This is a genomic window from Nocardioides sp. GCM10030259 (assembly GCF_042666375.1).
Taxonomy (GTDB): domain Bacteria; phylum Actinomycetota; class Actinomycetes; order Propionibacteriales; family Nocardioidaceae; genus Nocardioides.
Map to the genome: position 1 here is coordinate 65,506 of NZ_JBHTDF010000006.1, position 24,305 is coordinate 89,810.

Below are 24,305 nucleotides of genomic sequence, written 5' to 3' on the forward strand. Positions count from 1 at the left end.
AGGGGCTCGTGCGCGGAGCCCGCGGGGTACCTCGCGGCGAGTGCCGGGAGGGCCAGCAGGTCTTCGGACTCGGGATCCTCCGGCACGGGACGCCTTCCCGAGCCCCGAGGGGCCCAGTGGCTGCGTGTCCCGCCCGTCACCCTCACCGCTGCGCGTCAGTCCCGGACTTGCACCGGGTTCCCTGACCACCGAGGTGGCACGACTGGCAGGCGCGACGTTACCAACTCCGGGCGTCGCCCACCCTCCGGGTTCGTCAGGCGGCGTGCGGCGCGCCCGGCGTCGACGGCTCCGCCGGCTCCGGGAGCGCGGCGACGGACGACGCCGGGGTCTCGACGTCCTGCGCAGCCCGCGTGGCCCGGCTGTTGCGGTGGACCATGAAGAGGAAGAGCCCCAACATCGCGATGGTGAGGGTGATCGCGCTCCCGAGGTAGGTCGTCCAGAAGAGGATGCCGTGCTCGTCGATCGCGTAGTTGTTCTGTGCTGCAGGAGGCATGGGCTCACGCTCTCCCGCGCGGTCCGTGCCCGACAGTGACGGCGGCCCCGGCCCGGTGGGACCAAGGTCCCGCCGTGACAGGCTGCCCCCGTGGAGCACGACGCCGAGATCCTGCCTGCCGACCGGCCCGGCTCCTACGTGGTCCGGATGTCGGGCATGGACCAGTCCCACGTCGACCTCGACGACCCGCGCAGGCTGGTGTTCGAGTACGTCCGCCGGCTCGGCGACGTCGTCGACGCCGTGGCCCCCGAATCGGTGCCGTTGCGCGTCGTCCACGTCGGCGGCGCCGGCCTGACGCTCCCGCGGTACGTCGCAGCGACGCGGCCGCGGTCGTCGCAGATCGTGTTCGAACCCGCGACCGCGGTGACCGAGCTGGTCCGGGCCGAGCTGCCGCTGCCGCGCCAGAGCGGGATCAAGGTGCGGCCGATCGACGGGCGGGCCGGGGTGACCGCGCTGCGGGACGCCAGCGCGGATCTGGTCGTCGTCGACGCCTTCGCCGACGCCCGGGTCCCGGGATCGCTCGTCACCGACGCGTTCCTCGCGGACGTCGCTCGCGTGCTCGGACCCGCCGGCGTCGTCGCCCTCAACCTCACCGACCGCGCTCCCTTCGGCTGGACCCGCCGCGCCGTCGCCTCCGTGCGCTCGGCCCTCCCGCACCTGCTGCTGACCGCCGAGCCGGCCACGCTGCGGGCCAAGCGGCTCGGCAACCTGGTGATCGTCGCCTCCCGCGGCGACGTGCCGCTCGACGCCCTGCGCCGGCGCGCAACCACCGCCGCCTCGCCGTACCGCGTGCTCGACGCCGTCGCCGTGTCCGACTCGTTCGGCGGCGGCACCCCGTTCACCGAGGCGGATGCGGAGCCGTCGCCGCCTCCGTCACCGTGAGCACCTGATCCGCGGTCCGGCTGCTCTCGAGCGCGTCCGCCATGACACGGGCCACCTGGCGACGGGAGACCCGCATCGTTGGCGCCCGGTCGTCGGTGCCGACGTACGCCGCGTCGTCCGTCGGGTCGTCGTGCAGCACGGTCGGCCGCACGATCGTCCAGTCCCGCCCGCTGCCGCGGACCAGCTGCTCCTGGCGCTCGTGGTCGTCGACCTGCGGCCGGATCCCGAGCGCGAAGAACGCCTTCAAGGCGAACGGCAGGTTGGCGTAGGTGTCCCCGATCCCGTACACCGTCTGCACGACGAGGCGCCGTACGTCGTGCTCCCGCATCGCCTCGATCACGCCCTGCGTGCCCCGCGACCGGATGTCGAGCGGCGAGCTCGCCCGCCGGGTCAACCGGACCAGGAACGGGTTGTCCGGGATCCCCAGGGTCACGGCGACGGCGTCCTGACCGACGATCGCCTTGCCGAGCGCCTCTCGATCGAGCACGTCGGTGGCGACGTACCGGACCCGGTCGTCCTCGCCGGCCGCCTGGCGCGAGTACGCCGTCACCAGGTGCCCGCGCTCGACCAGCTCGCTGACCAGCTCCGCGCCGGTGCCCCTGCTCGCTCCCACCACCAGAATCCTCATCGCTCCTCCTGGAGTCCGTGCCCGGACCGGTTCCGGGCTTGCTCCCAGCGTCCGGCCTTGGTGCTGGACGTTCAATGCCGGAAATGCCGCCGCTCTTGCTCGTTCGTCCAGCGCCGACGCATACTGGCGTGGTGGACCGGGACGTGCTCACCGAGACCCTCACCGACTTCGGGATGAGCGGCGTGTTCTACGCCGTCTCCGAGCTGGGCGCGCCCTGGGGCATCGAGATCCCGCCGCTGCCCGGCACGATCGTCTTCCACCTGGTCACGGACGGCGAGCTGGTGCTCGAGGTCGACGGCGAGACGACGCGGATGACCTCGGGCGACATCGCGCTCGTCCCGCACGGCACCGGGCACGCCATCCTCGACGCACCCGGCAGCGAGGCCACCCCGCTCTTCGACCTCCCCCGTGACGAGGTCGGCGAGCGCTACGAGCGACTCCGCATCCCCGGTCCCGGGCCGCGCGCCGAGGTGGTGTGCGGCGCGGTGAGCTTCACCGGGCTCGGGGTGGCCCGCCTGATCCGCAGCCTCCCGGCGGTCCTCCCGGCCCGACGGGACGAGGACACCGCCTGGATGCGGGCCGCGTTCGAGGTGATCGGCGCGGAGTCGCAGCATCCCCGTCCCGGCAGCGACGTCGTCACGGCGCGGCTCGCCGACATCCTCGTCGTCCAGGTCGTGCGCTCGTGGCTGGAGTCGGGGGAGCACGACCGCGGCTGGGTGGCCGGCCTGCGGGACCCGCTCGTCGGCAGCGCGCTGGCGTCCTTCCACGCCGAGCCCGGCGCTCCGTGGACCCTCGCGTCGCTGGCAGCCGAGGCGGGCATGTCCCGCTCGGCGTTCGCCGCCCGGTTCCGCGACCTCCTCGGCGAGCCGCCGATGAGCTACGCGACCGCCTGGCGGATGGACGTGGCGGCGCGTCTGGTGCGCGAGGACGACCTGCCTCTCGCCCGCGTCGCCGAGCGCGTGGGCTACCGGTCCGAAGCCGCGTTCAACCGCGCCTTCCGCCGCGCACACGGCGTGACGCCGGGCGCCTTCGCGCGTCGCGGCCCCGCGTTCCTCGACCACGTCACGGGTCCCGCCGGCGCCAGGTGAGGGGCGTCCTCAGGACGGCTCGCGCCAGCGCCGTCGACCTGCCACCTCGTCGTTGATGTGCGCCACGAGGTCGTACGCCGTCGCCGTCAGCCTGCGCGGCACCTTGAGCGCGAACGGGTCCGCGCGGTGGTGCTCGACCTCCGGAGCGCCGACCACCGCGACCCTGATGACGGCGCGACCCTTGCGCGACGTGTGCACGCTCGCGCCGGTCACCTGCTCCCACTCGATGTCGCGCACCCTCGCGGTGTCCCGACGTTCGGCGTCGGGCTGGGACCGGGTGAACCGGATGCCATCGAGGGAGACGTCGATGCGGGCTCGACGGCCCGCGAGATGACTGACCGGCACGCGGCGAGTGGACCACACCAAGATGAACGGCCGCCCGGAGACCGTGGAGGTCCGGGTGCGCTCTTCGTCACGTGAGGGTCATCGACGGCCGTGACCGGCGGTCGGGCGGCGAACCACCTCGCGGAGGTCCAGCGGGTAGGGGCCGGGCTCGTCCACCGGTCCGACGCCCTTGTGCCGCTCGAGCCACTTGTGGTCGTCGCGCCAGACGACGAGGAGCGCCAGCACGGCAAGGATCGAGATCAGCACGCACACGCCGATCTGGAGAGTCACCGGGACGTCACCCACGTCGATCAGTGTGGCCCCGGTGCCTGCCGACGCGCCAGACCGTCACAGGTCCAGGCCCTCGACCGACGACTGCGGCTGGAGGTCGGGCAGGCGGACGATCAGGAACGACAGCACGAGCCCGACCAGCGCGGCGATGACCGGGACGAGCAGGCCGATCTGGAGCGCGAGGGGGCGCGCGTCGGTGTTGATGCGGATGATCTCGTCCTGGATCTCCTCCGGCTCGTCCGCGAGCTGCTCGTCGAGCTGGGTGTTGCTCATGACCTGGGCGTCGTCCTCGAGCGCCTGGGCGACGCGCTCCTGGTCGCCGCTCGGGAGCACGTCGGAGTCCTCGGCCATCGTCGTGAAGATCGTGGACAGCGCCGCCAGCATGATCGCGCCGGCGAAGGCCAGGCCGAAGGACAGCCCGAACGACCCGGCTGCCGAGTTCACCGCCGCGGCCTCGCTGACGCGTTCCTCCGTGATCGGGGCGAGCGTGAAGTTGTTGAGCTGAGACACGAGGATGCCCAGCCCGGAGCCGACGACGACGAGCGCGGGTGCCAGCGCCCAGCCCGAGTCGGCGCGCGGGACGACCAGGCCGACGACGACCAGCCCGCCGAGCAGCAGCAGGAACCCCCAGCGGATCAGCACCCCGGCGCGGACCCCGTGCAGCTTGCGTCCGGCGTAGATCGACAGGGCGAACATGCTGAGCGACAGCGGCGCCAGGGAGAGGCCGGCCTCGAGGGCGTTGTACTCCAGCACCATCTGCAGGTAGATCGGCAGGGTGATCATCGCCCCGCCGAGGGCGATCTGCTGGAGCATCTGGCTGGAGATGCCGAGCCGGAAGTACACCGACGAGAAGAGGGCCGGGTCGACCAGCGCCGGCCGGCCGGCACGCTTGCGGTGCCGCAGCCACCCGGCCAGCGACCCGAGGCCGACCAGGCCGACCGCGATGAGGGCACCGACGGCCTCGCCGCCCTCCTGCCAGACCAGGATGCCGAGCACGAGGCCGCCCATGCCGAGCACGGAGAGCAGCGCACCGACCAGGTCGATGTGCCGGGAGCCGGTGAAGGGCACGTCCCGGACCAGGCCGAGCCCGCTGAGCACGACCACGATGATGAGCGCCTCCAGGAGGAAGCCGACCCGCCACGACAGCGCCGTCGTCAGGAAGCCGCCGATGAGCGGTCCGACGGCGGCGGCGATCGCGGCGGAGGCGCCGACCAGGGCGTAGACGCGCTTCTGCGCGGCGCCCTCGAAGTTGCCGTGGATCAGGGCCTGCATCCCCGGCAGCAGCAGGGCGGCGCCGATCCCTCCGATCACGGCCCAGAAGACGATGATCGGCAGGATGCTCTGCGCGAGCGTCATCGAGATCGCGCCGATGCCGTACCCGCACAGGCCGAGCGCGTAGGCGCGCTTGCGGCCGATCAGGTCGGCGACCTTCCCGCCGATCAGGATGAACGCCGCCGACACGAGCGCCTCGAGCGCGATGGCCGACTGCACCCCGCTCACCGTCGCGTCGATGTCGTGCACGACGGCCGAGATCGAGACGTTCATCAGCGACGTGTCGACCACGAGCACGAACATCGCCATCGCCAGCAGCAGGGCGAGGCGGTGGTTGAACGCCGGCTCGGGCTCCATCCGGCGACAGTAGGGCCGGCCGGGGTGGGTGCGGGTGGTCGCGAGGGGTGGAATCCGGGGTGGCTAGTGGTACGCCGTGCCCCGGGCGTCCCGCGTCCACAGCACGCCGTCGCCGGCGACCGGGCCGTCGGCGGCGAGGGTGCGCTTGAGCACCTTGTTGGTCGCGGTCCGGGGGAGCGTCGAGACCAGCCGGACGTACCGCGGCCAGGCCTTCGTCGACAGGTCCGGCTGGCCGGCGAGGAACTCCTCGAACCCTTCCGGCTCCAGCCCGTCGTGGACCACGAGCGCCGCCATCACCTGATCGCCGACCGCCTCGTCGGGTACGGCGTACACCGCGGCCTCCGACACGGACGGATGGCGCAGCAGCACGCGCTCGATGGGCGCGGCCGCGAGGTTCTCCCCGTCCACGCGCAGCCAGTCGGCGATGCGGCCGGCGAAGTACACGAACCCGTCGGCGTCGCGGTAGGCGAGGTCGCCGGACCAGTACATCCCGCCCCGCATCCGCTCGGCCTCGGCGTCCGGGTCCTTGTAGTAGCCGGCGAAGGCGCCCGCGCCGGTGGTGTTCACGAGCTCGCCGGTCGCCTCCTCGGCGTTGAGCAGCGAGCCGGACTCGTCGAAGACCGCGTCGGGCGTCTCCGCCATCGTCTCGGGATCCAGCACCCGGACCCCGTCGAGCGGCCGGCCCAGCGACCCCGGCGGCATCTCCGGCACGCGTTGCACGATGACGGCGTTCTCGGTCGAGGAGTAGGAGTCGACCACGACGCAGCCGAAGCGCCGCCCGAAGGCGTCGATGTCGCGGTCGTTGGCCTCGTTGCCGAAGACCAGGCGCAGCGGGTTGTCCGCGTCGTCGGGCCGCTCCGGCGTCGCCATGATGTAGGTGAGCGGCTTGCCGACGTAGTTGGCGTACGTCGCGGCGTACCGCCGGACGTCGGGCAGGAACCCGGACGCCGAGAACCGCCGGGCCAGCGCGACGGTCGCGCCGGCGGCCAGCGCCGGGCCCCAGCCCGCCATGATCGCGTTGGAGTGGAACATCGGCATCGACACGTAGGCGACGTCCCGCGGTCCGAGCCCGAACCGCTCCGACAGGAACTGCCCCGGAAGGGCGACCTTCGCCTGCGTGACGTTGACCGCCTTCGGGTCGCCGGAGGTGCCCGAGGTGAAGATCAGCATCATCAGGTCGTCGGGGCCGACCTCGACGTCGGGCACCGCTGCCTCGGCGTGCTCGTCGAGCAGCGCGCCCCAGTCGGGGCACTCCAGCGGCAGCACGGGTACGTCGACGTCCGCGAGCAGGTCGGCGTGCGCCGCGTCGGTGACGACGACCTGGACGTCGGCCCGGCGTACGTCGGCGGCGAGCGCCGCGCCCCGGCGGGTCGGGTTGAGCCCGACGACCACGGAGCCGCCGAGGGCCGCCCCACCGAGCAGGAACGCGAACTCGGGCACGTTCTCGAGGAGCACGCCGACATGTGGCGGATCGCCGGCCGGGAGCAGGGTCTGCAGCACCGCCGCGCGCACGCAGGACTCGTGCACGACCTCCGCCCAGGTCCACGACGCGTCCTCGAACAGCAGCCCGGGGGAGTCGTTCCCGGCTCGCGCGAGCAGCTGCTCGCGCACCGTGGGGGTTTCGAGGCTCGTCGCTGGCGCTCCTCGCACCTCAACCACCGCACAGCCCCGGTGGTTGAGGTGTGAAGGCGCCCTGGCGCCTGAGCCTCGAAACCACCTGACCGGTCATGCCGGTTCGGCGGCCAGCGCCCGTCCGATCGCCAGCGCCTGCTCGGTGGCGCCGCCGTGCAGGAACTCGAAGCGCTTGGCTCCCGTGAAGTAGCGGTGCGTCTCGCCGTCCAGGTCGATGCCGACACCGCCGTGCACGTGCACCGCCGTGTGCGCGAGCCGGTGGCCGGCGTCGGCCGCCCACAGCTTCGCGATCGCGAGCTCGGTGTCGGCGGGCAGCCCCTCGTCGAGCCGCCACGCGGCCTGCCAGAGCGTGAGCCGCTGGCCGAGCACGTCGATGTAGCCGTCGGCGAGCCGCTGCGACACGGCCTGGAAGGTCCCGATCGGCCGGCCGAACTGCTCGCGCGTCTTCGCGTACGTCGCGGTCAGCCGCAGCGCGCCCTCCGTGATGCCGAGCTGCTCCGCGGAGCCGCCGAGCACCATCAGCTGCCGCAGCCGGTGTGCGGCGGCGCCGTCCGCCGCGCCGACGAGCCGGTCCGCGCCGAGCACGGCGCCGTCGAGGTCGAACCGGGCGACCGCGTCGCGGTCGGAGAACCGCTGGGCGACGACCGTGACCCCGGCGTCGCCGGGCTCGACGAGGAAGACACCGACGCCCGCGGGCGTCTCGGCCGGGACCAGGAACAGGTCGGCGTAGGTGCCGGCCGGGACGACGGCCTTGCTGCCCGTCAGGCGGTGGCCGTCGCCGTCGGGCGTCGCGACCGTGGTCGGGCGAGCCGGTGCCCACGCGTGCTCCTCGGCGATCGCCGCGGTGACCACCGCGGCGCCCGAGGCGGCGCGGGGGAGCCAGGCCGACTTCTGCTCGTCCGAGCCGTGCTCGGCGATCAGCCGGGAGGCCGGGCCGTGCGCGGCGAGCGGGACGGGCGCGACCGTGCGGCCGACCTCGACCAGCACGCGGCACAGCTCGACGAGACCGAGTCCGGCGCCGTCCTGCTGCTCCGGCAGCGCGAGGCCGAGCAGGCCGGCGTCGCCGAGCGCTGCCCACAGGTCGCGGTCGAAGCGGTCGCCGCCGGCCTCGACGGCCTTCATCCGCTCGTTGGTGGCGCGGTCCTTCAGGATGCTCGCGGCGAGCTCCGCGGCCTCGTCCTGCTCCTGGGTGAACTGGAAGTCCATGCTCGTTCAGCTCCTCTTCGCCGCGGGGAGGCCGAGGCCGACGTACCCGATGATGTCGCGCTGGATCTCGTTGGTGCCGCCGCCGAAGGTCATCACCAGCGCGGACCGGTAGAACCGCTCGAGCCGGCCCTGGAGCACCGCGCCCTCGGAGTCGCCCGTGAGCCCGGCGTTCGGGCCGACGACCTCCATCAGCGTGCGGTAGACCTCGGTCGCGAGCTCCGAGCCGTAGATCTTGGTGGCCGACGCCTCGGCCGGAGACAGGTCGACGCCCGCGTCGGCGTCGGCCGCCAGCTTCCAGTTGATGAGGCGCAGCGCATCGGTGCGGGCGTGCGCCCGGCCGAGCGCGATCTGGACCCACTCGCTGTCGATGACCCGCTCGCCGTTGGGCGCCTTGGTCGCCTGCGCCCAGGTGCGCACGATGTCGATCGAGTGCGTGAGGGGCGCCGCGGAGGTGAGCGCGACGCGCTCGTGGTTGAGCTGGTTGGTCATCAGCGACCACCCGCCGTTGAGCTCGCCGACCAGATTGGACGCCGGGACCCGCACGTCCTCGTAGTACGTCGCGCTCGTGCTCACGCCGGCGACCGTGTGCACCGGGGTGTAGGAGAAGCCGTCGGCGTCGGCCGGCACGAGGATCATCGAGAGGCCCTTGTGGCGGGGCAGGTCCGGATCGGTGCGGCAGGCGAGCCAGATCCAGTCGGCGTACTGGATGAGCGAGGTCCACATCTTCTGGCCGCTGATCACCCACTCGTCGCCCTCGCGCACCGCGCGCGTCCTCAGTGAGGCGAGGTCGGTGCCCGAGCCGGGCTCGGAGTAGCCGATCGAGAAGTGCAGGTCGCCCTGGAGGATCCGCGGCAGGAAGTACTCCTTCTGCTCGTCGGTGCCGTAGCGCATGATCGTCGGCCCGACCGTGTTGAGCGTCAGGTAGGGGATCGGTACGCCGGCCACCGCGGCCGCGTCGGTGAAGATCAGCTGGTCGATCATCGAGCGGTCCTGGCCGCCGTACTCCTCCGGCCAGCCGATGCCGAGCCAGCCGTCGGCGCCGAGCCGGCGGATCACGTCCTTGTAGACCTGGGCGTCGCCGAACTCGCCGGAGGCAGCGGCCAGGCCGGCCTTCACCTCGGGCGTGACGAGGGAGGCGAAGTACTCGCGCAGCTCCTCGCGGAGACCCTGCTGCTCGGGCGTCAACGCAATGTGCATGGGGCAACCTTGCTCTCGTGTGCTGGAATCCCGGCGGGCAAAACTATAACCTGTTCTAAGTTTGGTCCACAGGGCTCGGAAGCTGGAGGCAGACCATGAGCGACACCGGAACGCGCGCAACGGGCACCAAGGGGGCCGTGCGGGCGCTCGACCACGGGACACCGCCGGAGCGGTTCGCCCGCGGCTGGCACTGCCTGGGCCTCGCGGACTCGTTCCGCGACGGCAAGCCGCACGGCGTCGAGGCGTTCGGCGGCAAGGTCGTCGTCTGGGAGGACTCGAAGGGCGAGATCAACGTCCTCGACGGGTACTGCCGGCACATGGGCGGCGACCTGACGCAGGGCGAGGTCAAGGGCGACGAGGTGGCGTGCCCGTTCCACGACTGGCGCTGGGGCGGCGACGGCAAGTGCAAGCAGATCCCGTACGCCCGCCGGGTCCCGCTGCGCGCGCGCACCCAGAAGTACCCCGTCGTGATCCGCAACGGGCAGGTGCTGATCTGGCACGACGTCGAGGGCTCCGAGCCCGACCTGGACATCCTCCCGCCTGTGCTGCCCGGCCTCGACGAGGGCCTCTACACCGACTGGGCCTGGGAGGTCGTGCCGATCTCCGACTCCCACTGCCGCGAGCTCATCGACAACGTCGTCGACATGGCGCACTTCTACTACGTGCACTTCTCGTTCCCGACGAGCTTCCGCAACGTCTTCGAGGGCACCCAGGCGACCCAGTACATGGAGTCGAAGGGGCGCCCCGACAAGTCCGGCGGCTACGGCAGCGCCGAGCTGTTCCTGAAGTCCGAGGCGACGTACTACGGACCGTCGTACATGATCAACTGGCTCGACGTCGACTACAAGGGATTCCAGACCGAGGTCATCCTCATCAACTGCCACATCCCGACCGGGCCGGACTCGTTCACGCTCCAGTACGGCATCACCGTGAAGAAGCCCGAGGGCATCGACGACGACACGGCGCGGTTCATCTCCTCGAAGTACGCCCAGATGTTCGGCGAGGGCTTCCTCCAGGACGTGCACATCTGGAAGAACAAGGTCCCGGTGCAGAACCCGCTGCTGTGCGAGGAGGACGGGCCGGTCTACCAGCTCCGCCGGTGGTATGAGCAGTTCTACGTCGACCAGTCCGACATCTCGCCCGAGATGGTCGACCGCTTCGAGTTCGAGGTCGACACGACCAAGGCCAACGAGTTCTGGCAGGAGGAGGTCGCCGAGAACCTCGCGAAGAAGGCGGCCGAGGACACCGCGACCGCGGACGCCTGACATGCCGTCCTTCGTCCCGACCAGCCCCGACACGCTGGAGGACCAGCGGCTCTACACGAGCGCGCGGCTGGTCGAGGTCGCCTGCCTCGACTGCCTGGCCAAGGTCGGTGTGAAGAAGAACAGCGAGCACCACACGTCGATCCAGTGGTCCGGCGAGGCGCGGGCGCACTGCCCGGAGCTGTCTCGCCGGTCGAGCGGTCGCGAGTCGCACCCCGCGTGTCCCCGCATGATCGCCAGCATCGAGGCGGCCGCTCGCGACGGCCACATCCCCATCGGAGCCGAGGACGGTTACTGAGCGCATGACGGAAGAGTCCTTCGAGCTGAAGGTCGTCGAGGTGGTCGAGGAGACCGCCGACGCGCACTCCATCTCCTTCGAGCCCCCCGCCGGGGCCGAGGAGCAGTTCGCCTACAAGCCGGGGCAGTTCCTGACCCTCGCCGTACCCTCCGACCGGACGGGCGTGGCGGCGCGCTGCTACTCGCTGTCCAGCAGCCCGGTCGGCGGCGGCCCGCTCACGATCACCGTCAAGCGCACCGAGGAGGGCTACGCCTCCAACTGGGTCTGCGACCACCTGCGGGAGGGCGACAGCATCCGGGTGCTCCCGCCGAGCGGCATCTTCACGCCCGCGTCGCTGTCGGCCGACCTGCTGCTCTTCGCCGGCGGCAGCGGCATCACGCCCGTCATCTCGATCACCCGCACCGCCCTCCAGCAGGGGAGCGGCCGGATCGTGCTCTTCTACGCCAACCGCGACGAGTCGTCGGTGATCTTCGCCCGCGAGCTCACCGAGCTGGCGGCCGCGCACCCCGACCGGCTCCAGGTGGTGCACTGGCTCGAGTCGGTGCAGGGCCTGCCGAGCCAGGAGCAGATCCGGGCGTTCGCGTCGGCGTTCACGTCGTACGACGCCTTCGTCTGCGGGCCGGCACCCTTCATGAAGCTGACGGTGGCGGCGCTGAAGGAGCTGGAGTTCCCGCGCGAGCGGCGGCACCAGGAGAAGTTCATCTCGCTGGGCGGCAACCCGTTCGGCGACCTGCACGACCAGGAGGTCGCCGAGCACGAGATCGAGGACGCCGAGCGCGACGAGGACGACACGACGGTCGACGACGGCGGGCCCTCGCCCGAGGGCCCGGTCCGGCTCGAGGTCGAGCTCGACGGCGAGCAGTACGCCTTCGACGACTGGGCGCCGGGCACCAAGATGCTCGACCACCTCGAGGCGAAGGGCGTGAAGGCGCCGTACTCCTGCCGCGAGGGGGAGTGCTCCGCGTGCGCGGTGCGCCTGCTCGAGGGCGACGTGAAGATGCTCCACAACGACGTCCTCGACGACGACGACCTCGCCGACGGGATACGCCTCGGCTGCCAGTCGGTCCCGGTCACCGACGTGGTCAAGGTGACCTACCACTGACCCACCGGGCCGGCATCCCCAAAGTGGGGGACAGGCTCAAGATTGGCGCAAGATTTCTGGTCTAGTCATCGGCCACTTCGGGGCGTCCACGCGTCAGGATTTCGGCCATGTACCTCGGTCTGTGCGCGGCTGGCGCGATCGCCGTCGTCTGGGCGATCGCGATCCTGGCGCGCCCCGACACGGGGCGTCCCCGCGGCCGTGACCTCGCGCGGCGTACCCACCGCCTGCGGGCCTGCCCGGACCGGGCGACGATCCTCGACGTCGAGCAGGCGATGCGGGCCCACCCGCTGCCCGAGGCGACGGTCGAGCGGGTGCTCCGTGCCGCGGCCGCGCGGCGGATCGGCTCGCGGACCCTGTGGTGCTGGCTGGACCGCTTCGGCGCCGACAAGCTGGTCCTCGTGGTCGACGCCGACGTCGCAGAGCGCCGGATGCAGCGGCACCTCGACGCCGGCACCACCCCGGACTGGGAGGCGCTCGCCGTCTTCGCCGACCTCACGCTGGACTCTCTCGTCGGGAGCATGCCCGTCGCCGAGATCCTCGACCTCGACGCCGTCCCGTCGGTCGAGGAGCTGAGCTTCGACGTCGCCGGCTGGGAGACCCCGTCCGGGTCCGGTGGGCTGGTCGCCACCGACGACGACCTCGGCCAGTTCGACCACCTGCCGCCGATCTTCGAGCCCGGCCTGCCCCGCGCCCGCCCGGTCGCCCCGCCGGCCGGTGGCGACGACCCCTGGCCGATGGTGGCCTGAGCAGGGTTCGAGGCGGCGTCGGCTACCAGCCGCGCTCGCGCCACTCCGGCAGGGAGGGCCGCTCGACGCCGAGCGTGGAGTCGTCGCCGTGGCCCGGGTAGAACCAGGTGTCGTCGGGCAGCCGCCCGAACACCTTCTGCTCCAGGTCGTCCATGAGGGATCCGAACTCCTCGGGGCTCGTCGTCCGGCCCGGGCCTCCCGGGAAGAGCGAGTCGCCGGTGAAGAGGTGCGGGTGTCCGCCGTCGGAGCCGCGGTCGTCGTACAGCAGCGCGATCGAGCCCGGCGTGTGCCCGGTGAGCCGGATGACGGACAGCGTGCACGAGCCGACGGCAACGGTGTCGCCGTCCTCGACGGCCCGCGCGACCGGCACGTCGGTCTGCTCGGTGACCGCGTCCGCGTCCGGAGCACCGGCCACGACGGCGGCGCCGGTCGCCGCCACGACGTCGGACAGCGCGCGGTGGTGATCCCAGTGCTGGTGGGTGGTCACGACGGTCGTCAGCCCGTCGGAGCCGATGAGGGGCAGCAGTGTGTCGGGGGAGTCGGCCGCATCGACGAGGACCTGATCCCCGGTCTCGCGGCAGCGCAGGAGGTAGCAGTTGTTCGACATCGTCGGGTCCACGGCCACCTTGGTGATGACCAGGTGCTCCAGCGTGCGTACGTCGGGGTCGGCCCCGACCTTCACTGCTCCGGTGTAGGCCACGTCAGAATCCTCCGATCTGCGGCAGGTCGCCGCCCTCGCTCGTCAGCCCGGGGGCCGGGCGGCCGGTGAGCCACCAGGCCAGCTCGCTCGCGGTGCCCGAGACGACCGGCCCGCCGTCGCCGGGGGCCCAGGTCCGGTCGAGGTCGGTCGCACGCACCGAGAAGGCGGGGGCCGCGGGCTCGCGGTCGCTCATGTCGTCCAGGAGCTGCACGACGAACGGCGTCGACCACTGCTCATGGGTGTAGCCCGCGCCGAGGTCGGCGTGGTGGATCTCGACCTCGCGCAGCCGCATCCAGGGGACCTCGTCGACGTGGAACGCCCGCCTGCCCGGGGTCCGCTCGAGCAGCGTGCGGCCCTCGTCGCCGGGCACGGCGTCGATCGCGTCGGCCAGGTCGGTGCAGGCACCGAGCAGGCGCGACCGGAGCACCGCCGGCCCGGCGTCCGCGAGGGCGTCGATGTCGCCGTCCCTCGCCTCCTGGGAGCGGTACATCGGCACCGGGCTGCCCTCGACCACGCCGGTCAGCGCGCCGGCGAGGCCCTCCGCGTTGAGCGCGAGGTGGGCGACGACGTGGCCGCGGGACCAACCGGGGAGCCCGCTCGGCTCGGCGTACGCGTGGTCCGGCAGCGCGTCGACCGTGCGCACCAGGCGGCGGGTCGCCTCCGGCAGGATCGTGCCGACGACGGACTCGCGCGTGACCTCGGTCATGGGGCACATCCTGCCGGACGATCGGGGAAACCGGCGTTGTCGGTGCCCCGTGAGATTGTGGGGAACACCGGCGCGTCCGAGGTCGTTCACCCTTGCTCACGCCGGTTAGGATGGCGAACGTCTGTTCGAAGCGAGGGGAATCAGTCAGTGGCGGACCAGCTCATCATCCGGGGTGCCCGCGAGCACAACCTGAAGGACGTCTCTATCGACCTTCCCCGCGACTCGCTGATCGTCTTCACCGGCCTGTCGGGCTCGGGCAAGTCCTCGCTTGCGTTCGACACGATCTTCGCCGAGGGCCAGCGGCGCTACGTCGAGTCGCTGTCGGCGTACGCCCGCCAGTTCCTCGGCCAGATGGACAAGCCCGACGTCGACTTCATCGAGGGCCTCTCGCCCGCGGTGTCGATCGACCAGAAGTCGACCTCGAAGAACCCTCGCTCGACGGTCGGCACCATCACCGAGGTCTACGACTACCTCCGCCTGCTCTACGCCCGCGCCGGCCGGCCGCACTGCCCGACCTGCCACGCGCCCATCGAGCGGCAGACGCCGCAGCAGATCGTCGACCGCGTGCTCGCGCTCGAGGAGGGCCGGCGCTTCCAGGTGCTGGCCCCGGTGATCCGCGGCCGCAAGGGCGAGTACGTCGAGCTGTTCAAGCAGCTGCAGGTCCAGGGCTTCTCCCGGGCCCGCGTCAACGGCGAGACCCACCCGCTCGACGAGCCGCCCAAGCTCGACAAGCAGAAGAAGCACACGATCGAGGTCGTCATCGACCGGCTCGCGGTCAAGGCGTCGTCGAAGCGACGCCTGACCGACTCGGTCGAGACCGCGCTCCAGCTGGCCGGTGGCCTGGTGCTGTTCGACTTCGTCGACCTGGATGCCAAGGACCCCGGCCGCGAGCTGCGGTTCAGCGAGAAGATGGCGTGCCCCAACGAGCACCCGATCGACACCGACGAGCTCGAGCCGCGCTCGTTCTCCTTCAACTCGCCCTTCGGCGCCTGCCCGGCCTGCCACGGCCTCGGCACCCGCCTCGAGGTCGACCCCGAGCTGGTCGTGCCCAACCCGCAGGCGACCCTCGGCGAGGGTGCGATCCAGCCGTGGAGCCAGGCGCATGTCGCCGACTACTTCCTGCGGCTGATGGGCGCTCTCGGAGACGAGCTCGGCTTCGACCTCAACACGCCGTGGGAGGACCTGCCCGCGAAGGCGCAGAAGGCGATCCTCAACGGCCACGGGACCAAGGTCCACGTCGTCACCCGCAACCGCTACGGCCGCCAGCGCGCCTACTACGCCGAGTTCGAGGGCGTGGGTTCCTACATCGAGCGTCGCCACAACGAGGCCGAGTCCGACGTCAGCCGGGAGCGCTACGAGGGCTTCATGCGCGAGGTCCCCTGCCCGTCCTGCAGCGGCAGCCGACTCAAGCCGGTGTCGATGTCGGTGACGCTGGGCGCCTCCCTCCAGGACGGCGGCAAGAACATCGCCGAGGTCTGCGCGCTGCCGATCAACGAGACCGCCGACTACCTCCGCAACCTCGACCTGACCGCGCGCGAGCGGCAGATCGGCGAGCGGGTCCTCAAGGAGATCCAGGAGCGGCTCAACTTCCTGCTCGACGTGGGCCTCGACTACCTCTCGCTCGACCGGCCGTCAGGCTCGCTCTCCGGTGGCGAGGCGCAGCGCATCCGGCTCGCGACCCAGATCGGCGCCGGCCTGGTCGGCGTGCTCTACGTGCTCGACGAGCCGTCGATCGGCCTGCACCAGCGCGACAACCACCGGCTGATCGAGACGCTGGTCCGGCTCAAGGAACTCGGCAACACGCTGATCGTCGTCGAGCACGACGAGGACACGATCCGGGTCGCCGACTGGGTGGTCGACATCGGCCCGGGCGCCGGCGAGCACGGTGGCCAGGTCGTCCACAGCGGCAAGGTCGCCGACCTGCTCACCCACCCCGACTCGATGACCGGCCAGTACCTCTCCGGTCGCCGCGAGATCCCGGTGCCGCCGGTCCGCCGACCCCGCACCAAGGGCCGCGAGCTGACCGTCCACGGCGCCCGCGAGCACAACCTGAAGAACGTCGACGTGTCGTTCCCGCTCGGCATGTTCGTCGCCGTCACCGGCGTGTCCGGGTCCGGCAAGTCCACGCTGGTCAACGACATCCTCTACACGTCGCTGGCCAAGCAGATCTACAACGCCCGCGCCGTCCCCGGCCGGCACCAGAAGATCACCGGCCTCGACCACGTCGACAAGGTCATCCACGTCGACCAGTCGCCGATCGGCCGCACCCCGCGGTCCAACCCGGCGACGTACACCGGCGTCTTCGACCACATCCGCAAGCTGTTCGCCTCGACGCCCGAGGCGAAGATGCGCGGCTACCTCCAGGGCCGGTTCTCGTTCAACGTCAAGGGCGGCCGCTGCGAGGCGTGCGCCGGCGACGGCACGATCAAGATCGAGATGAACTTCCTCCCGGACGTCTACGTCCCCTGCGAGGTCTGCCACGGGGCGCGCTACAACCGCGAGACGCTCGAGGTGCACTACAAGGGCAAGACCATCGCCGAGGTCCTCGACATGCCGATCGAGGAGGCCGCGGACTTCTTCGCCGCGGTCCCGGCGATCGCGCGCCACATGAAGACGCTGGTCGAGGTCGGCCTCGGCTACGTGCGGCTCGGCCAGCCGGCCACGACGCTCTCCGGAGGCGAGGCGCAGCGCGTGAAGCTGTCCTCCGAGCTCCAGAAGCGCTCCACCGGACGCACCGTCTACGTGCTCGACGAGCCGACCACCGGCCTGCACTTCGAGGACATCCGCAAGCTGCTGCTGGTGCTCGGTCGCCTGGTCGACCAGGGCAACACGGTGCTGGTCATCGAGCACAACCTCGACGTCATCAAGACCGCCGACTGGCTGGTCGACATGGGTCCCGAGGGCGGCTCCCGCGGCGGCACGATCGTTGCCGAGGGCACGCCGGAGGCCGTCGCGGCCAACCCGGACAGCTACACCGGCCAGTTCCTGGCGCCGCTGCTGGAGGGCAGGGCCGTCGAGCAGGCGGCGGCCAAGAAGCCAGCCGCCAGGAAGGCGGCGGCCAGGAAGGCACCGGCCAAGAAGGCCGCCGCCAAGAAGGCAGCGGCTCGGAAGGCCGGCTGAGGCCGGCTACTCCGCGGCGGCGTAGATCGCGAGCTCGGCGGCGAAGAAGTCCTCGAGCCGGCGGCGTACGTCGGGGTCGAGCTCGGCCGGCCGCTCCGGCGACTGGTTGAGCCGGCGCAGCTCCAGCGCGGTCCCGACGCGGTCGCCGACCCACGTGAGCAGGCCGTCGATGTGGTCGTACTTCCACAGCCGGTCGACCAGCACGGCGCCGGCGTCGTCGGCGAGCCAGACCGACGGCCTGGTGAAGCCGCCTTCCCCGGCGATCACCTGCTCGGCGTACTCGTCGAGCGTCAGGTCGGCCGTCGAGCGGGCCTGGCCGTCGAGGTCCGGGCGGGACCGGTAGCGCCACCAGGACGCGACGAGCTCGAGCGGGTGCCGGACCATCGCGATCGTCTCGTAGCGGTCGCGCGGGTAGCCGTCGTCCGCCAGTCGGGGCGCCACCTCCGCCTCGAACCGCCGCGGCGGCATGTGCTTGTCGGACGGCGGGGTCCGGATCTCGAGGTGGGCGTAGGGACGCAGCGCGCGCTGGACGGAGGTCGATCCGGCCTTCGACGCCGCGAGGAAGACGAAGCCGTGCTGGGGCGCCGCGAGCATGCCGGCAGTGTAGGGCCGGCCCTCTCATCGGACTCTCATCGCAGTCTCATCGGGCGCGCTGCTGCCGCCGCTAGGGTGATGTTCGACGGACGTAGACCCCAGGAGGACGACGACTCGTGACTACCGACGGCATCACCCGCCGCCAGACGTTGACAGGAGTTGCCGCCCTCGGGGTGGCGACGCCGCTGCTCGCCGCGTGCGGGGGCGACGACGGCGGTGACGCCAGCGAGCCGCCGGCCTCCGGCACCGAGCTCGGTCCGGTCAGCGACGTCCCCGTGGGCGGGGGCACGGTGTTCGGGGACCAGAAGGTGGTCGTCACCCAGCCCGCCGAGGGTGAGTTCAAGGCGTTCTCGGCCGTCTGCACGCACCAGTCATGCCTGGTGTCGAAGGTCGCCGACGGCACGATCGACTGCTCGTGCCACGGGAGCAAGTTCTCGGCCGAGGACGGCTCCGTCGTCAACGGCCCGGCCACGTCACCCCTCGCCTCCGTCGACATCAGCGTCGACGGGGACACCATCTCGACCGCCTGACCGGGGCGGTCTCGCTCGGGAGGTACGCCATGACCGCTTCGCTCGACCACACCCGCCTCAGCCGGCGCCGCACCCTCAGCGGCGCGGCGATCGCCGGCGTCGGCGTGCCGCTGCTCGTCGCGTGCGGTGACGACGACGGCGGCGGCGAGGACACGGCGGCCGAACCGACGCCGACGAGCGAGGAGACGCCGTCCGAGGAGGCTCCGACCGAGGAGGCGCCGACCTCGGAGGCACCCGCAGCGAACGCGTTGGCGGCGACGGCCGACGTGCCGGAGGGCGGCGGCGTGGTGCTCAAGGCCGAGGAGCTCGTCGTCACCCAGCCGACGGCGGGGGAGTTCAAGTGCTTCGCGGCCGTGTGCACCCACCAGGGCTGCGTGGTCGGCGGCGTCGACGGCGGCACCATCAACTGCCCCTGCCACGGCAGCAAGTTCTCCATCGCGGACGGGTCGGTCGCCAACGGCCCCGCGTCGTCGCCGCTCGAGCAGGTCGCGATCCAGGTGCAGGGCGACTCGATCGTCCGCGCGTGAGGGTCAGCCCGGCGCGGCCGCGCTGACGCACTCGTCGCGCCACCGTCGGTCGCGGACGGAGCTGCGGCGGTCGAGGCGACGGTCGAGGACGTCGCGCGCGTCGTCCAGCCGGCCGGCGCGGACGAGCGCGGCGATCCGGGCCTCCTCGACGACCTCGCGCTGGGCGTCGGAGCCGCCGAGGCGCCAGAGGTGCGCCTGGAGGCCGGCCAGCCGGTCCGCACCGACCGAGCAGCTGCCGTCGGCCATCGACCGGAACGCCCCAGCGAGCGGAGCGACCACCTCCCGCTGGGCGGCATGGTCGTGGCCGGCCGCCCACCGCTCGAGGCTCGCCAGGGCGGGACGGTCGTCGAGAGCCAGGTGCAGCACGGCAGCGTGCAGGGCGAGGAACGGCGTCGCCGGCCGGTGCAGGGTCGCCTCGGACGTCACGGCGGCGACCGCCGTCAGGTCCGGTACGTCGGCGGCGCCCGGCGTGAGTGCCCAGCGGAAGAGCAGCGAACCGGTGTCGACCAGCGCCCGGCACCCGGTCGCCCGCTCGGGCCGCAGCTGCGCGTCGTACCGGCGGCGGACGGCGTCGAGGTCGCCGAGCGAGAGCTCGTGCAGGGCCGCGTGCCACGAGAAGTGGCTGATGCTGTCGGTGTCGGCACCGTCGCCGCGGACCCAGGCGTCCATCCAGTCGAGGCCGGCGTGGTGGTCGCCGGTCTCGTAGTGCGCGTGCGCCCGGGCGTGCGCCGAGTGGCCGGCGCCGGGCTCGACGTGGAGTGACCGGCAGGCGAGGTCCATGGCCTCGTCGAAGCGTCCCTGCTCCTGACGCACGAAGGCGAGCAGCCCGGCGTACCACCAGTCGTCGCCGTACGCCGGCGCCGCGCGCTCGACGATGTGCCAGCCCTCGGCGGGCACCTCCGTGACACCGGCGAAGGCGATGGTCGGAACGGCGGTCGAGAGCAGCACGGCGTCGCCGGGATGGGCCTCGAGGTGCCGGACGATCGGCCGCCCGTCGCCGCGGAGGTGCGCGGCGATGGCGTGGACGTGGCTGCGCTCGCGGTCGGTCGCGCGCGGCGCGAGGGTCAGCGCGTCGGAGATCCGCGCCTCGACGTCCACGGCGGCGCACATCTCGTGGCCGAGGAGCGCGAGCGTCGCGTGGGCGAGCGCGAACGTGGGGTCGAGGGCAAGTGCCGCGGCCACCCGGTGCTCGGCGCCGCTGCGGAGCCGGAGCAGGTCGTCGACGCCGCGGTTGAAGGCCGCGGCGGCGTCGGGGGAGCAGGTCAGGCCGTAGCCGTACCGATCGCGACATCGCACCAAAGCAGAGTAACTCACTCGACATACGGACGGCGTTCGTCGTGAGACGAGTCCTCGAGTGTGGCGCGGCGCGGCGATGTCCCCGGTCGCCCGTAGGGTTGAGGCGTGCCTCCCGCTCCACCCGCGCGCTCTCTCCGAGGCCCGCTGTCCTACCGTCCCGCGCCCGGTTCGATCCCGACGCAGCCCGGCGTCTACCGGTTCCGGGACCCGCGCGGTCGCGTCGTCTACGTCGGGAAGGCGAAGAACCTGCGCGCCCGGCTGTCGTCGTACTTCCAGGACGTCGGCAACCTGCACCCGCGCACGGCCACGATGGTCACGACCGCGGCGTCGGTCGAGTGGACGGTCGTCAAGACCGAGGTCGAGGCGCTGCAGCTGGAGTACTCCTGGATCAAGGAGTTCGACCCGCGCTTCAACGTGAAGTACCGCGACGACAAGTCCTACCCGTGGCTCGCGGTGACGGTTGGCGAGGAGTTCCCCCGGGTGATGGTCGGGCGCGGCGCCAAGCGCAAGGGCACCCGCTACTTCGGCCCCTACAGCCACGCCTGGGCGATCCGGGAGACGGTCGACCTGCTGCTGCGGGTCTTCCCGATGCGCTCGTGCAGCAACGGCGTCTTCAAGCGGTCCAGCCAGATCGGCCGACCCTGCCTGCTCGGCTACATCGACAAGTGCTCGGCACCCTGCGTCGGCAGCGTCTCCGCCGAGGAGCACCGCGAGATCGTCGACGACTTCTGCGACTTCATGGCCGGGCACACGTCGGCGTTCGTCAAGCGGATCGAGAAGGAGATGTACGCCGCCTCCGACGCGCTCGACTTCGAGAAGGCGGCGCGGCTGCGCGACGACCTCGGGGCCCTCAACAAGGCGCTCGAGAAGCAGGCCGTCGTGCTCGGCGACGGCACCGACGCCGACGTGATCGCGCTCGCCGAGGACCCGCTCGAGGTCGCGGTCCAGATCTTCTACGTGCGCGGCGGCCGGATCCGCGGCCAGCGCGGCTGGGTCGCCGACCGCGTCGACGAGGGCGACACCGCGAAGCTGGTCGACGACTTCATCCTCCAGCTGTACGCCGGCGCCGGGTCCGACGAGATCCCCCGCGAGATCCTGGTGCCGGCGCTCCCGCCCGACCACGCGACGTACGAGCAGCTGCTCGGCGACCTGCGCGGCTCGAAGGTCGCGATCAGGGTGCCGCAGCGGGGCGACAAGAAGACCCTCCAGGAGACCGTCCAGCAGAACGCCGGGCAGGCGCTGGCCCTGCACAAGACCAAGCGCGCCAGCGACCTGACGACCCGCAACCGCGCGCTCGAGGAGATCCAGGACGCGCTCGCGCTCGACGAGGTGCCGCTGCGGATCGAGTGCTACGACGTCTCGAACCTCCAGGGCACCGAGGTCGTGGCGTCGATGGTGGTGTTCGAGGACGGCCTGCCGCGCAAGAGCGAGTACCGCCGCTTCGTGATCCGCGGCGTCGACGGGCAGAACGACGTCGCGTCGATGCACGAGGTGATCACCCGGCGCTTCAAGCGACTCCTGGACGAGCAGGCGACGTCGACGGAGCAGGTGACCGAGAACGGCCCCATGCTCGTCGACCCGGAGACGGGGCGGCCGCGGAAGTTCGCCTACGCGCCGGGCCTGGTCGTCGTCGACGGCGGGCCGCCGCAGGTGGCCGCGGCGCAGCGCGCGCTCGAGGAGCTCGGCATCGTGGACATCCCGGTGTGCGGGCTGGCGAAGCGGCTCGAGGAGGTCTGGCTGCCCGACCAGGAGGACCCGGTCATCCTGCCCCGGTCGAGCGAGGGCCTCTACCTGCTCCAGCGAGTGCGCGACGAGGCGCACCGGTTCGCGATCACCCACCACCGCTCGCGCCGGTCGAAGTCGATGGTGGAGAGCCTGCTCGACGGCGTACCCGGCCTCGGCGAGGTGCGCCGCAAGACGCTGCTGAAGCACTTCGGCTCGCTCAAGAAGCTGCGCGCGGCGACCGTCGACGAGATCGCCATGGTCCCCGGCATCGGAGAGCGCACCGCGACCGCGATCAAGGAGGCGGTCGCGCAGGAGAACGGCAAGACTGTCACCAGCATCGTCAGCGTCAACACCGCGACCGGCGAGATCGAGGAAGGCTGAACGCCGATGGAGGGCCAATGACGGAGGACGCCGCGGCAGCCGGCGCCGACCACCACGGCGAGCTGGTCGTCGTCACCGGGATGACCGGTGCCGGCCGCAGCACGGCCGCCAAGGAGCTCGAGGACCTCGGCTACTACGTCGTCGACAACATGCCGCCGAGCCTGCTGCGCGACGTCGTACGACTCGTCGACGAGAGCCGCGGCAAGGAGCAGCCGATCGCGGTCGTGGTCGATGTGCGCTCGGGCTCGTTCTTCCAGTCCCTCCAGGCCAACCTGGCGCAGGGCGCGACCGGACGTCGTACGACGCTGGTCTTCCTCGAGGCGACCGACGACGTCCTGGTCCGCCGCCAGGAGGCCGCGCGCCGCCCGCACCCGCTCCAGGGCACCGGCCGCCTGCTCGACGGCCTCCAGCGCGAGCGCCACGTGCTCGCCGACCTGCGCAGCGGGGCCGACCTCGTGATCGACACCTCGGCGCTCAACGTCCACCAGCTCACCGACCGGATCGCCGAGGCGTTCGGCACGCCCGACACGACCCGCCTCAAGGTGACCGTGACCAGCTTCGGGTTCAAGTACGGCATCCCCGTCGACGCCGACTTCGTCGCCGACATGCGGTTCCTGCCCAACCCGCACTGGATCCCCGAGCTGCGGCCCGGCAGCGGCAAGGACGCCGAGGTCGCCGACTACGTGATGGCCCAGGCGGGCGCGGCCGAGTTCCTGGCCGGCTACGTACCGCTGCTGGAGGGCGTCGCCGAGGGCTACCTGCGGGAGGGCAAGCGCTTCATGACCGTGGCGGTCGGGTGCACGGGCGGCAAGCACCGCAGCGTCGCCATGACCGAGGAGATCGCGCGACGCCTGACCGACGCCGGCTTCGACGCCCGGGCGACGCACCGCGACCTGGGACGCGAGTGAGGCGCCGATGAGCGACGTGGCGCCGTCCTCGGTCGACCGCGCCCAGGCGGTCGTCGCGTTCGGGGGCGGGCACGGGCTCGCCGCGTCGCTGCAGGCGCTGCGGCTGCTGGTCGCCGACCTGGCGGTCGACGACCTCACCGCCGTCGTCACGGTCGCCGACAACGGCGGGTCGTCGGGCCGGCTGCGCGACGAGTTCGGCGTACTGCCACCCGGCGACCTGCGGATGGCGCTGGCCGCGCTCTGCGGGGAGCACCAGTGGGGCGACACCTGGGCGCGGGTGCTCCAGCACCGGTTCGCCGGGCAGGGCGAGATGAACGGCCACGTGATCGGCAACCTGCTGATCGTCGGGCTGTGGGAGCAGCTCGGCGACCCGGTGGCGGCGCTCGACTGGGTCGGGCGCCTGCTCGGCACGAGCGGCCGCGTGCTGCCGATGGCCCTGGACCCGCTCGACATCACGGCAGCGGTGCGTGGCCTCGACCCCGCACGCCCGGAGTGGGTCACGACGGTGCGCGGCCAGGTCGAGGTCGCCACCACGCAGGGGCAGATCGTCTCGATCGCGCTCGACCCGCCCGACCCGCGGCCGTGCCCGGAGACGCTTGCCGCCGTGACCGCGGCGGACTGGGTGGTGCTCGGTCCGGGCTCGTGGTTCACCTCGGTGATGCCCCACCTCATGGTCCCCGCGCTGCGCGCGGCGCTCGTCCGGACGGAGGGCCGTGTCGTGGTCGTGCTGAACCTCGTCGACGAGGCGGGGGAGACCTTCGGGTTCCGTCCGCGCGACCACCTCGCCGCCCTCATGGAGCACGCCCCCGACCTGCGCGTCCACACCGTGCTCGCCGACCGGGGCAGCGTCGGCGACGGGCTCGACGAGCTCGAGGAGGCGGTCGCGTCGTACGGCGCGCGCCTGCACGTCGCCGACGTCGCGATGGCCGGCGACGAACCCCATCACGACCCGTCGCGGCTGGCCGCGGCGTACGCCGAGATCATGGCCCGCGGCTGAGTCCTCGGACTGCCGGGGTTCGTGCGCGGGGTCGTTGACTCCC

24 protein-coding genes and 1 riboswitch are annotated in these 24,305 nt (G+C 72.1%); of the genes, 12 read left to right on the top strand and 12 right to left on the bottom strand.

Translation table 11 applies throughout. The features are described from left to right. Positions 1-36: 36 nt before the first annotated feature. Positions 37-222: riboswitch (cobalamin riboswitch) on the bottom strand. 31 nt (positions 223-253) lie between these two features. Next, positions 254-493, bottom strand: a complete 240-nt coding sequence (locus ACFQQI_RS07190; protein WP_378560091.1) for a hypothetical protein — start codon at positions 491-493, stop codon at positions 254-256. Positions 494-583: 90 nt separating this feature from the next. On the opposite strand from ACFQQI_RS07190, the gene ACFQQI_RS07195 reads away from it, so the two are divergent. Further along, positions 584-1,375 (top strand): spermidine synthase, encoded by a 792-nt coding sequence (locus ACFQQI_RS07195; RefSeq protein WP_378560094.1) that lies wholly within the window; start codon positions 584-586, stop codon positions 1,373-1,375. Here ACFQQI_RS07195 and ACFQQI_RS07200 read toward each other — a convergent pair. Then, positions 1,332-1,988, bottom strand: a complete 657-nt coding sequence (locus ACFQQI_RS07200; RefSeq protein WP_378560097.1) for an NAD(P)-dependent oxidoreductase — start codon at positions 1,986-1,988, stop codon at positions 1,332-1,334. The two genes, ACFQQI_RS07195 and ACFQQI_RS07200, sit on opposite strands and share 44 nt — an antisense overlap. Before the next feature lie 146 nt (positions 1,989-2,134). On the opposite strand from ACFQQI_RS07200, the gene ACFQQI_RS07205 reads away from it, so the two are divergent. Continuing rightward, the gene (locus ACFQQI_RS07205) at positions 2,135-3,091 is read left to right on the top strand and encodes an AraC family transcriptional regulator (protein ID WP_378560100.1); all 957 of its coding nucleotides are present in this window, start codon (positions 2,135-2,137) and stop codon (positions 3,089-3,091) included. Positions 3,092-3,100: 9 nt separating this feature from the next. On the opposite strand, the gene ACFQQI_RS07210 is transcribed toward ACFQQI_RS07205, so the two are convergent. The 6 genes from ACFQQI_RS07210 to ACFQQI_RS07235 form a co-directional block, all read right to left on the bottom strand. Then, complete coding sequence (locus ACFQQI_RS07210) at positions 3,101-3,436, bottom strand: hypothetical protein (RefSeq protein WP_378560103.1); 336 nt, start codon at positions 3,434-3,436, stop codon at positions 3,101-3,103. A 78-nt stretch (positions 3,437-3,514) separates the two neighbouring features. Continuing rightward, positions 3,515-3,721, bottom strand: a complete 207-nt coding sequence (locus ACFQQI_RS07215; protein WP_378560106.1) for a hypothetical protein — start codon at positions 3,719-3,721, stop codon at positions 3,515-3,517. Positions 3,722-3,763: 42 nt separating this feature from the next. Further along, complete coding sequence (locus tag ACFQQI_RS07220; protein ID WP_378560109.1) at positions 3,764-5,335, bottom strand: MFS transporter; 1,572 nt, start codon at positions 5,333-5,335, stop codon at positions 3,764-3,766. 63 nt (positions 5,336-5,398) lie between these two features. After that, entirely contained in the window at positions 5,399-6,946 is a 1,548-nt protein-coding gene (locus ACFQQI_RS07225; RefSeq protein WP_378560112.1) for a long-chain-fatty-acid--CoA ligase, read from the bottom strand. A 114-nt stretch (positions 6,947-7,060) separates the two neighbouring features. Beyond that, positions 7,061-8,173, bottom strand: coding sequence for an acyl-CoA dehydrogenase family protein (locus ACFQQI_RS07230; RefSeq protein ID WP_378560115.1), 1,113 nt, complete (start codon positions 8,171-8,173; stop codon positions 7,061-7,063). Positions 8,174-8,179: 6 nt separating this feature from the next. Beyond that, a complete protein-coding gene (locus ACFQQI_RS07235) occupies positions 8,180-9,370 on the bottom strand; it encodes an acyl-CoA dehydrogenase family protein (protein ID WP_378560118.1) in 1,191 nt (396 codons plus the stop codon). Between the two features lie 95 nt (positions 9,371-9,465). Here ACFQQI_RS07235 and ACFQQI_RS07240 point away from each other — a divergent pair, with 95 nt between their 5' ends. The 4 genes from ACFQQI_RS07240 (at position 9,466) to ACFQQI_RS07255 (ending at position 12,778) form a co-directional block, all read left to right on the top strand. After that, positions 9,466-10,635, top strand: a complete 1,170-nt coding sequence (locus tag ACFQQI_RS07240) for a Rieske 2Fe-2S domain-containing protein (RefSeq protein ID WP_378560121.1) — start codon at positions 9,466-9,468, stop codon at positions 10,633-10,635. A 1-nt stretch (position 10,636) separates the two neighbouring features. Then, entirely contained in the window at positions 10,637-10,930 is a 294-nt protein-coding gene (locus tag ACFQQI_RS07245) for a hypothetical protein (protein ID WP_378560124.1), read from the top strand. Positions 10,931-10,934: 4 nt separating this feature from the next. After that, a complete protein-coding gene (locus ACFQQI_RS07250; RefSeq protein ID WP_378560127.1) occupies positions 10,935-12,032 on the top strand; it encodes a 2Fe-2S iron-sulfur cluster-binding protein in 1,098 nt (365 codons plus the stop codon). Between the two features lie 107 nt (positions 12,033-12,139). Next, positions 12,140-12,778: a hypothetical protein gene (locus tag ACFQQI_RS07255; protein ID WP_378560130.1), complete on the top strand. Its 639-nt coding sequence runs from the start codon at positions 12,140-12,142 to the stop codon at positions 12,776-12,778. A gap of 22 nt (positions 12,779-12,800) precedes the next feature. Here ACFQQI_RS07255 and ACFQQI_RS07260 read toward each other — a convergent pair whose 3' ends face one another. Both ACFQQI_RS07260 and ACFQQI_RS07265 read right to left on the bottom strand, forming a co-directional pair. Continuing rightward, positions 12,801-13,478 (bottom strand): MBL fold metallo-hydrolase, encoded by a 678-nt coding sequence (locus tag ACFQQI_RS07260; RefSeq protein WP_378560133.1) that lies wholly within the window; start codon positions 13,476-13,478, stop codon positions 12,801-12,803. 1 nt (position 13,479) lies between these two features. Next, on the bottom strand, positions 13,480-14,184 hold the full coding sequence (locus ACFQQI_RS07265) for a maleylpyruvate isomerase family mycothiol-dependent enzyme (RefSeq protein ID WP_378560136.1): 705 nt from the start codon (positions 14,182-14,184) through the stop codon (positions 13,480-13,482). Between the two features lie 147 nt (positions 14,185-14,331). Between ACFQQI_RS07265 and uvrA the strand changes: the two genes are divergently transcribed. After that, positions 14,332-17,304, top strand: coding sequence for an excinuclease ABC subunit UvrA (uvrA, locus tag ACFQQI_RS07270; RefSeq protein WP_378560139.1), 2,973 nt, complete (start codon positions 14,332-14,334; stop codon positions 17,302-17,304). A 6-nt stretch (positions 17,305-17,310) separates the two neighbouring features. On the opposite strand, the gene ACFQQI_RS07275 is transcribed toward uvrA, so the two are convergent. Then, positions 17,311-17,898 (bottom strand): hypothetical protein, encoded by a 588-nt coding sequence (locus tag ACFQQI_RS07275; protein ID WP_378560142.1) that lies wholly within the window; start codon positions 17,896-17,898, stop codon positions 17,311-17,313. A gap of 116 nt (positions 17,899-18,014) precedes the next feature. Here ACFQQI_RS07275 and ACFQQI_RS07280 point away from each other — a divergent pair, with 116 nt between their 5' ends. Together ACFQQI_RS07280 and ACFQQI_RS07285 are read left to right on the top strand one after the other, a co-directional pair. Beyond that, positions 18,015-18,428: a Rieske (2Fe-2S) protein gene (locus ACFQQI_RS07280; protein WP_378560145.1), complete on the top strand. Its 414-nt coding sequence runs from the start codon at positions 18,015-18,017 to the stop codon at positions 18,426-18,428. Positions 18,429-18,457: 29 nt separating this feature from the next. After that, the gene (locus tag ACFQQI_RS07285) at positions 18,458-18,955 is read left to right on the top strand and encodes a Rieske (2Fe-2S) protein (protein ID WP_378560148.1); all 498 of its coding nucleotides are present in this window, start codon (positions 18,458-18,460) and stop codon (positions 18,953-18,955) included. Positions 18,956-18,958: 3 nt separating this feature from the next. Here the strand turns inward: ACFQQI_RS07285 and ACFQQI_RS07290 are convergent, their stop codons facing one another. Beyond that, the gene (locus tag ACFQQI_RS07290; RefSeq protein ID WP_378560150.1) at positions 18,959-20,251 is read right to left on the bottom strand and encodes a pyridine nucleotide-disulfide oxidoreductase; all 1,293 of its coding nucleotides are present in this window, start codon (positions 20,249-20,251) and stop codon (positions 18,959-18,961) included. A gap of 105 nt (positions 20,252-20,356) precedes the next feature. On the opposite strand from ACFQQI_RS07290, the gene uvrC reads away from it, so the two are divergent. Genes uvrC through yvcK form a run of 3 tightly spaced genes read left to right on the top strand, consistent with a single transcriptional unit; the run spans position 20,357 to position 24,262 of the window. Continuing rightward, positions 20,357-22,357, top strand: coding sequence for an excinuclease ABC subunit UvrC (gene uvrC / locus ACFQQI_RS07295; protein ID WP_378560153.1), 2,001 nt, complete (start codon positions 20,357-20,359; stop codon positions 22,355-22,357). Between the two features lie 17 nt (positions 22,358-22,374). Next, entirely contained in the window at positions 22,375-23,265 is an 891-nt protein-coding gene (rapZ, locus tag ACFQQI_RS07300; RefSeq protein ID WP_378560156.1) for an RNase adapter RapZ, read from the top strand. 7 nt (positions 23,266-23,272) lie between these two features. Beyond that, positions 23,273-24,262 carry a uridine diphosphate-N-acetylglucosamine-binding protein YvcK gene (gene yvcK / locus ACFQQI_RS07305; protein ID WP_378560159.1) on the top strand — a complete coding sequence of 330 codons (990 nt, stop codon included), beginning with the start codon at positions 23,273-23,275 and terminating at the stop codon, positions 24,260-24,262. Positions 24,263-24,305: the final 43 nt, after the last annotated feature.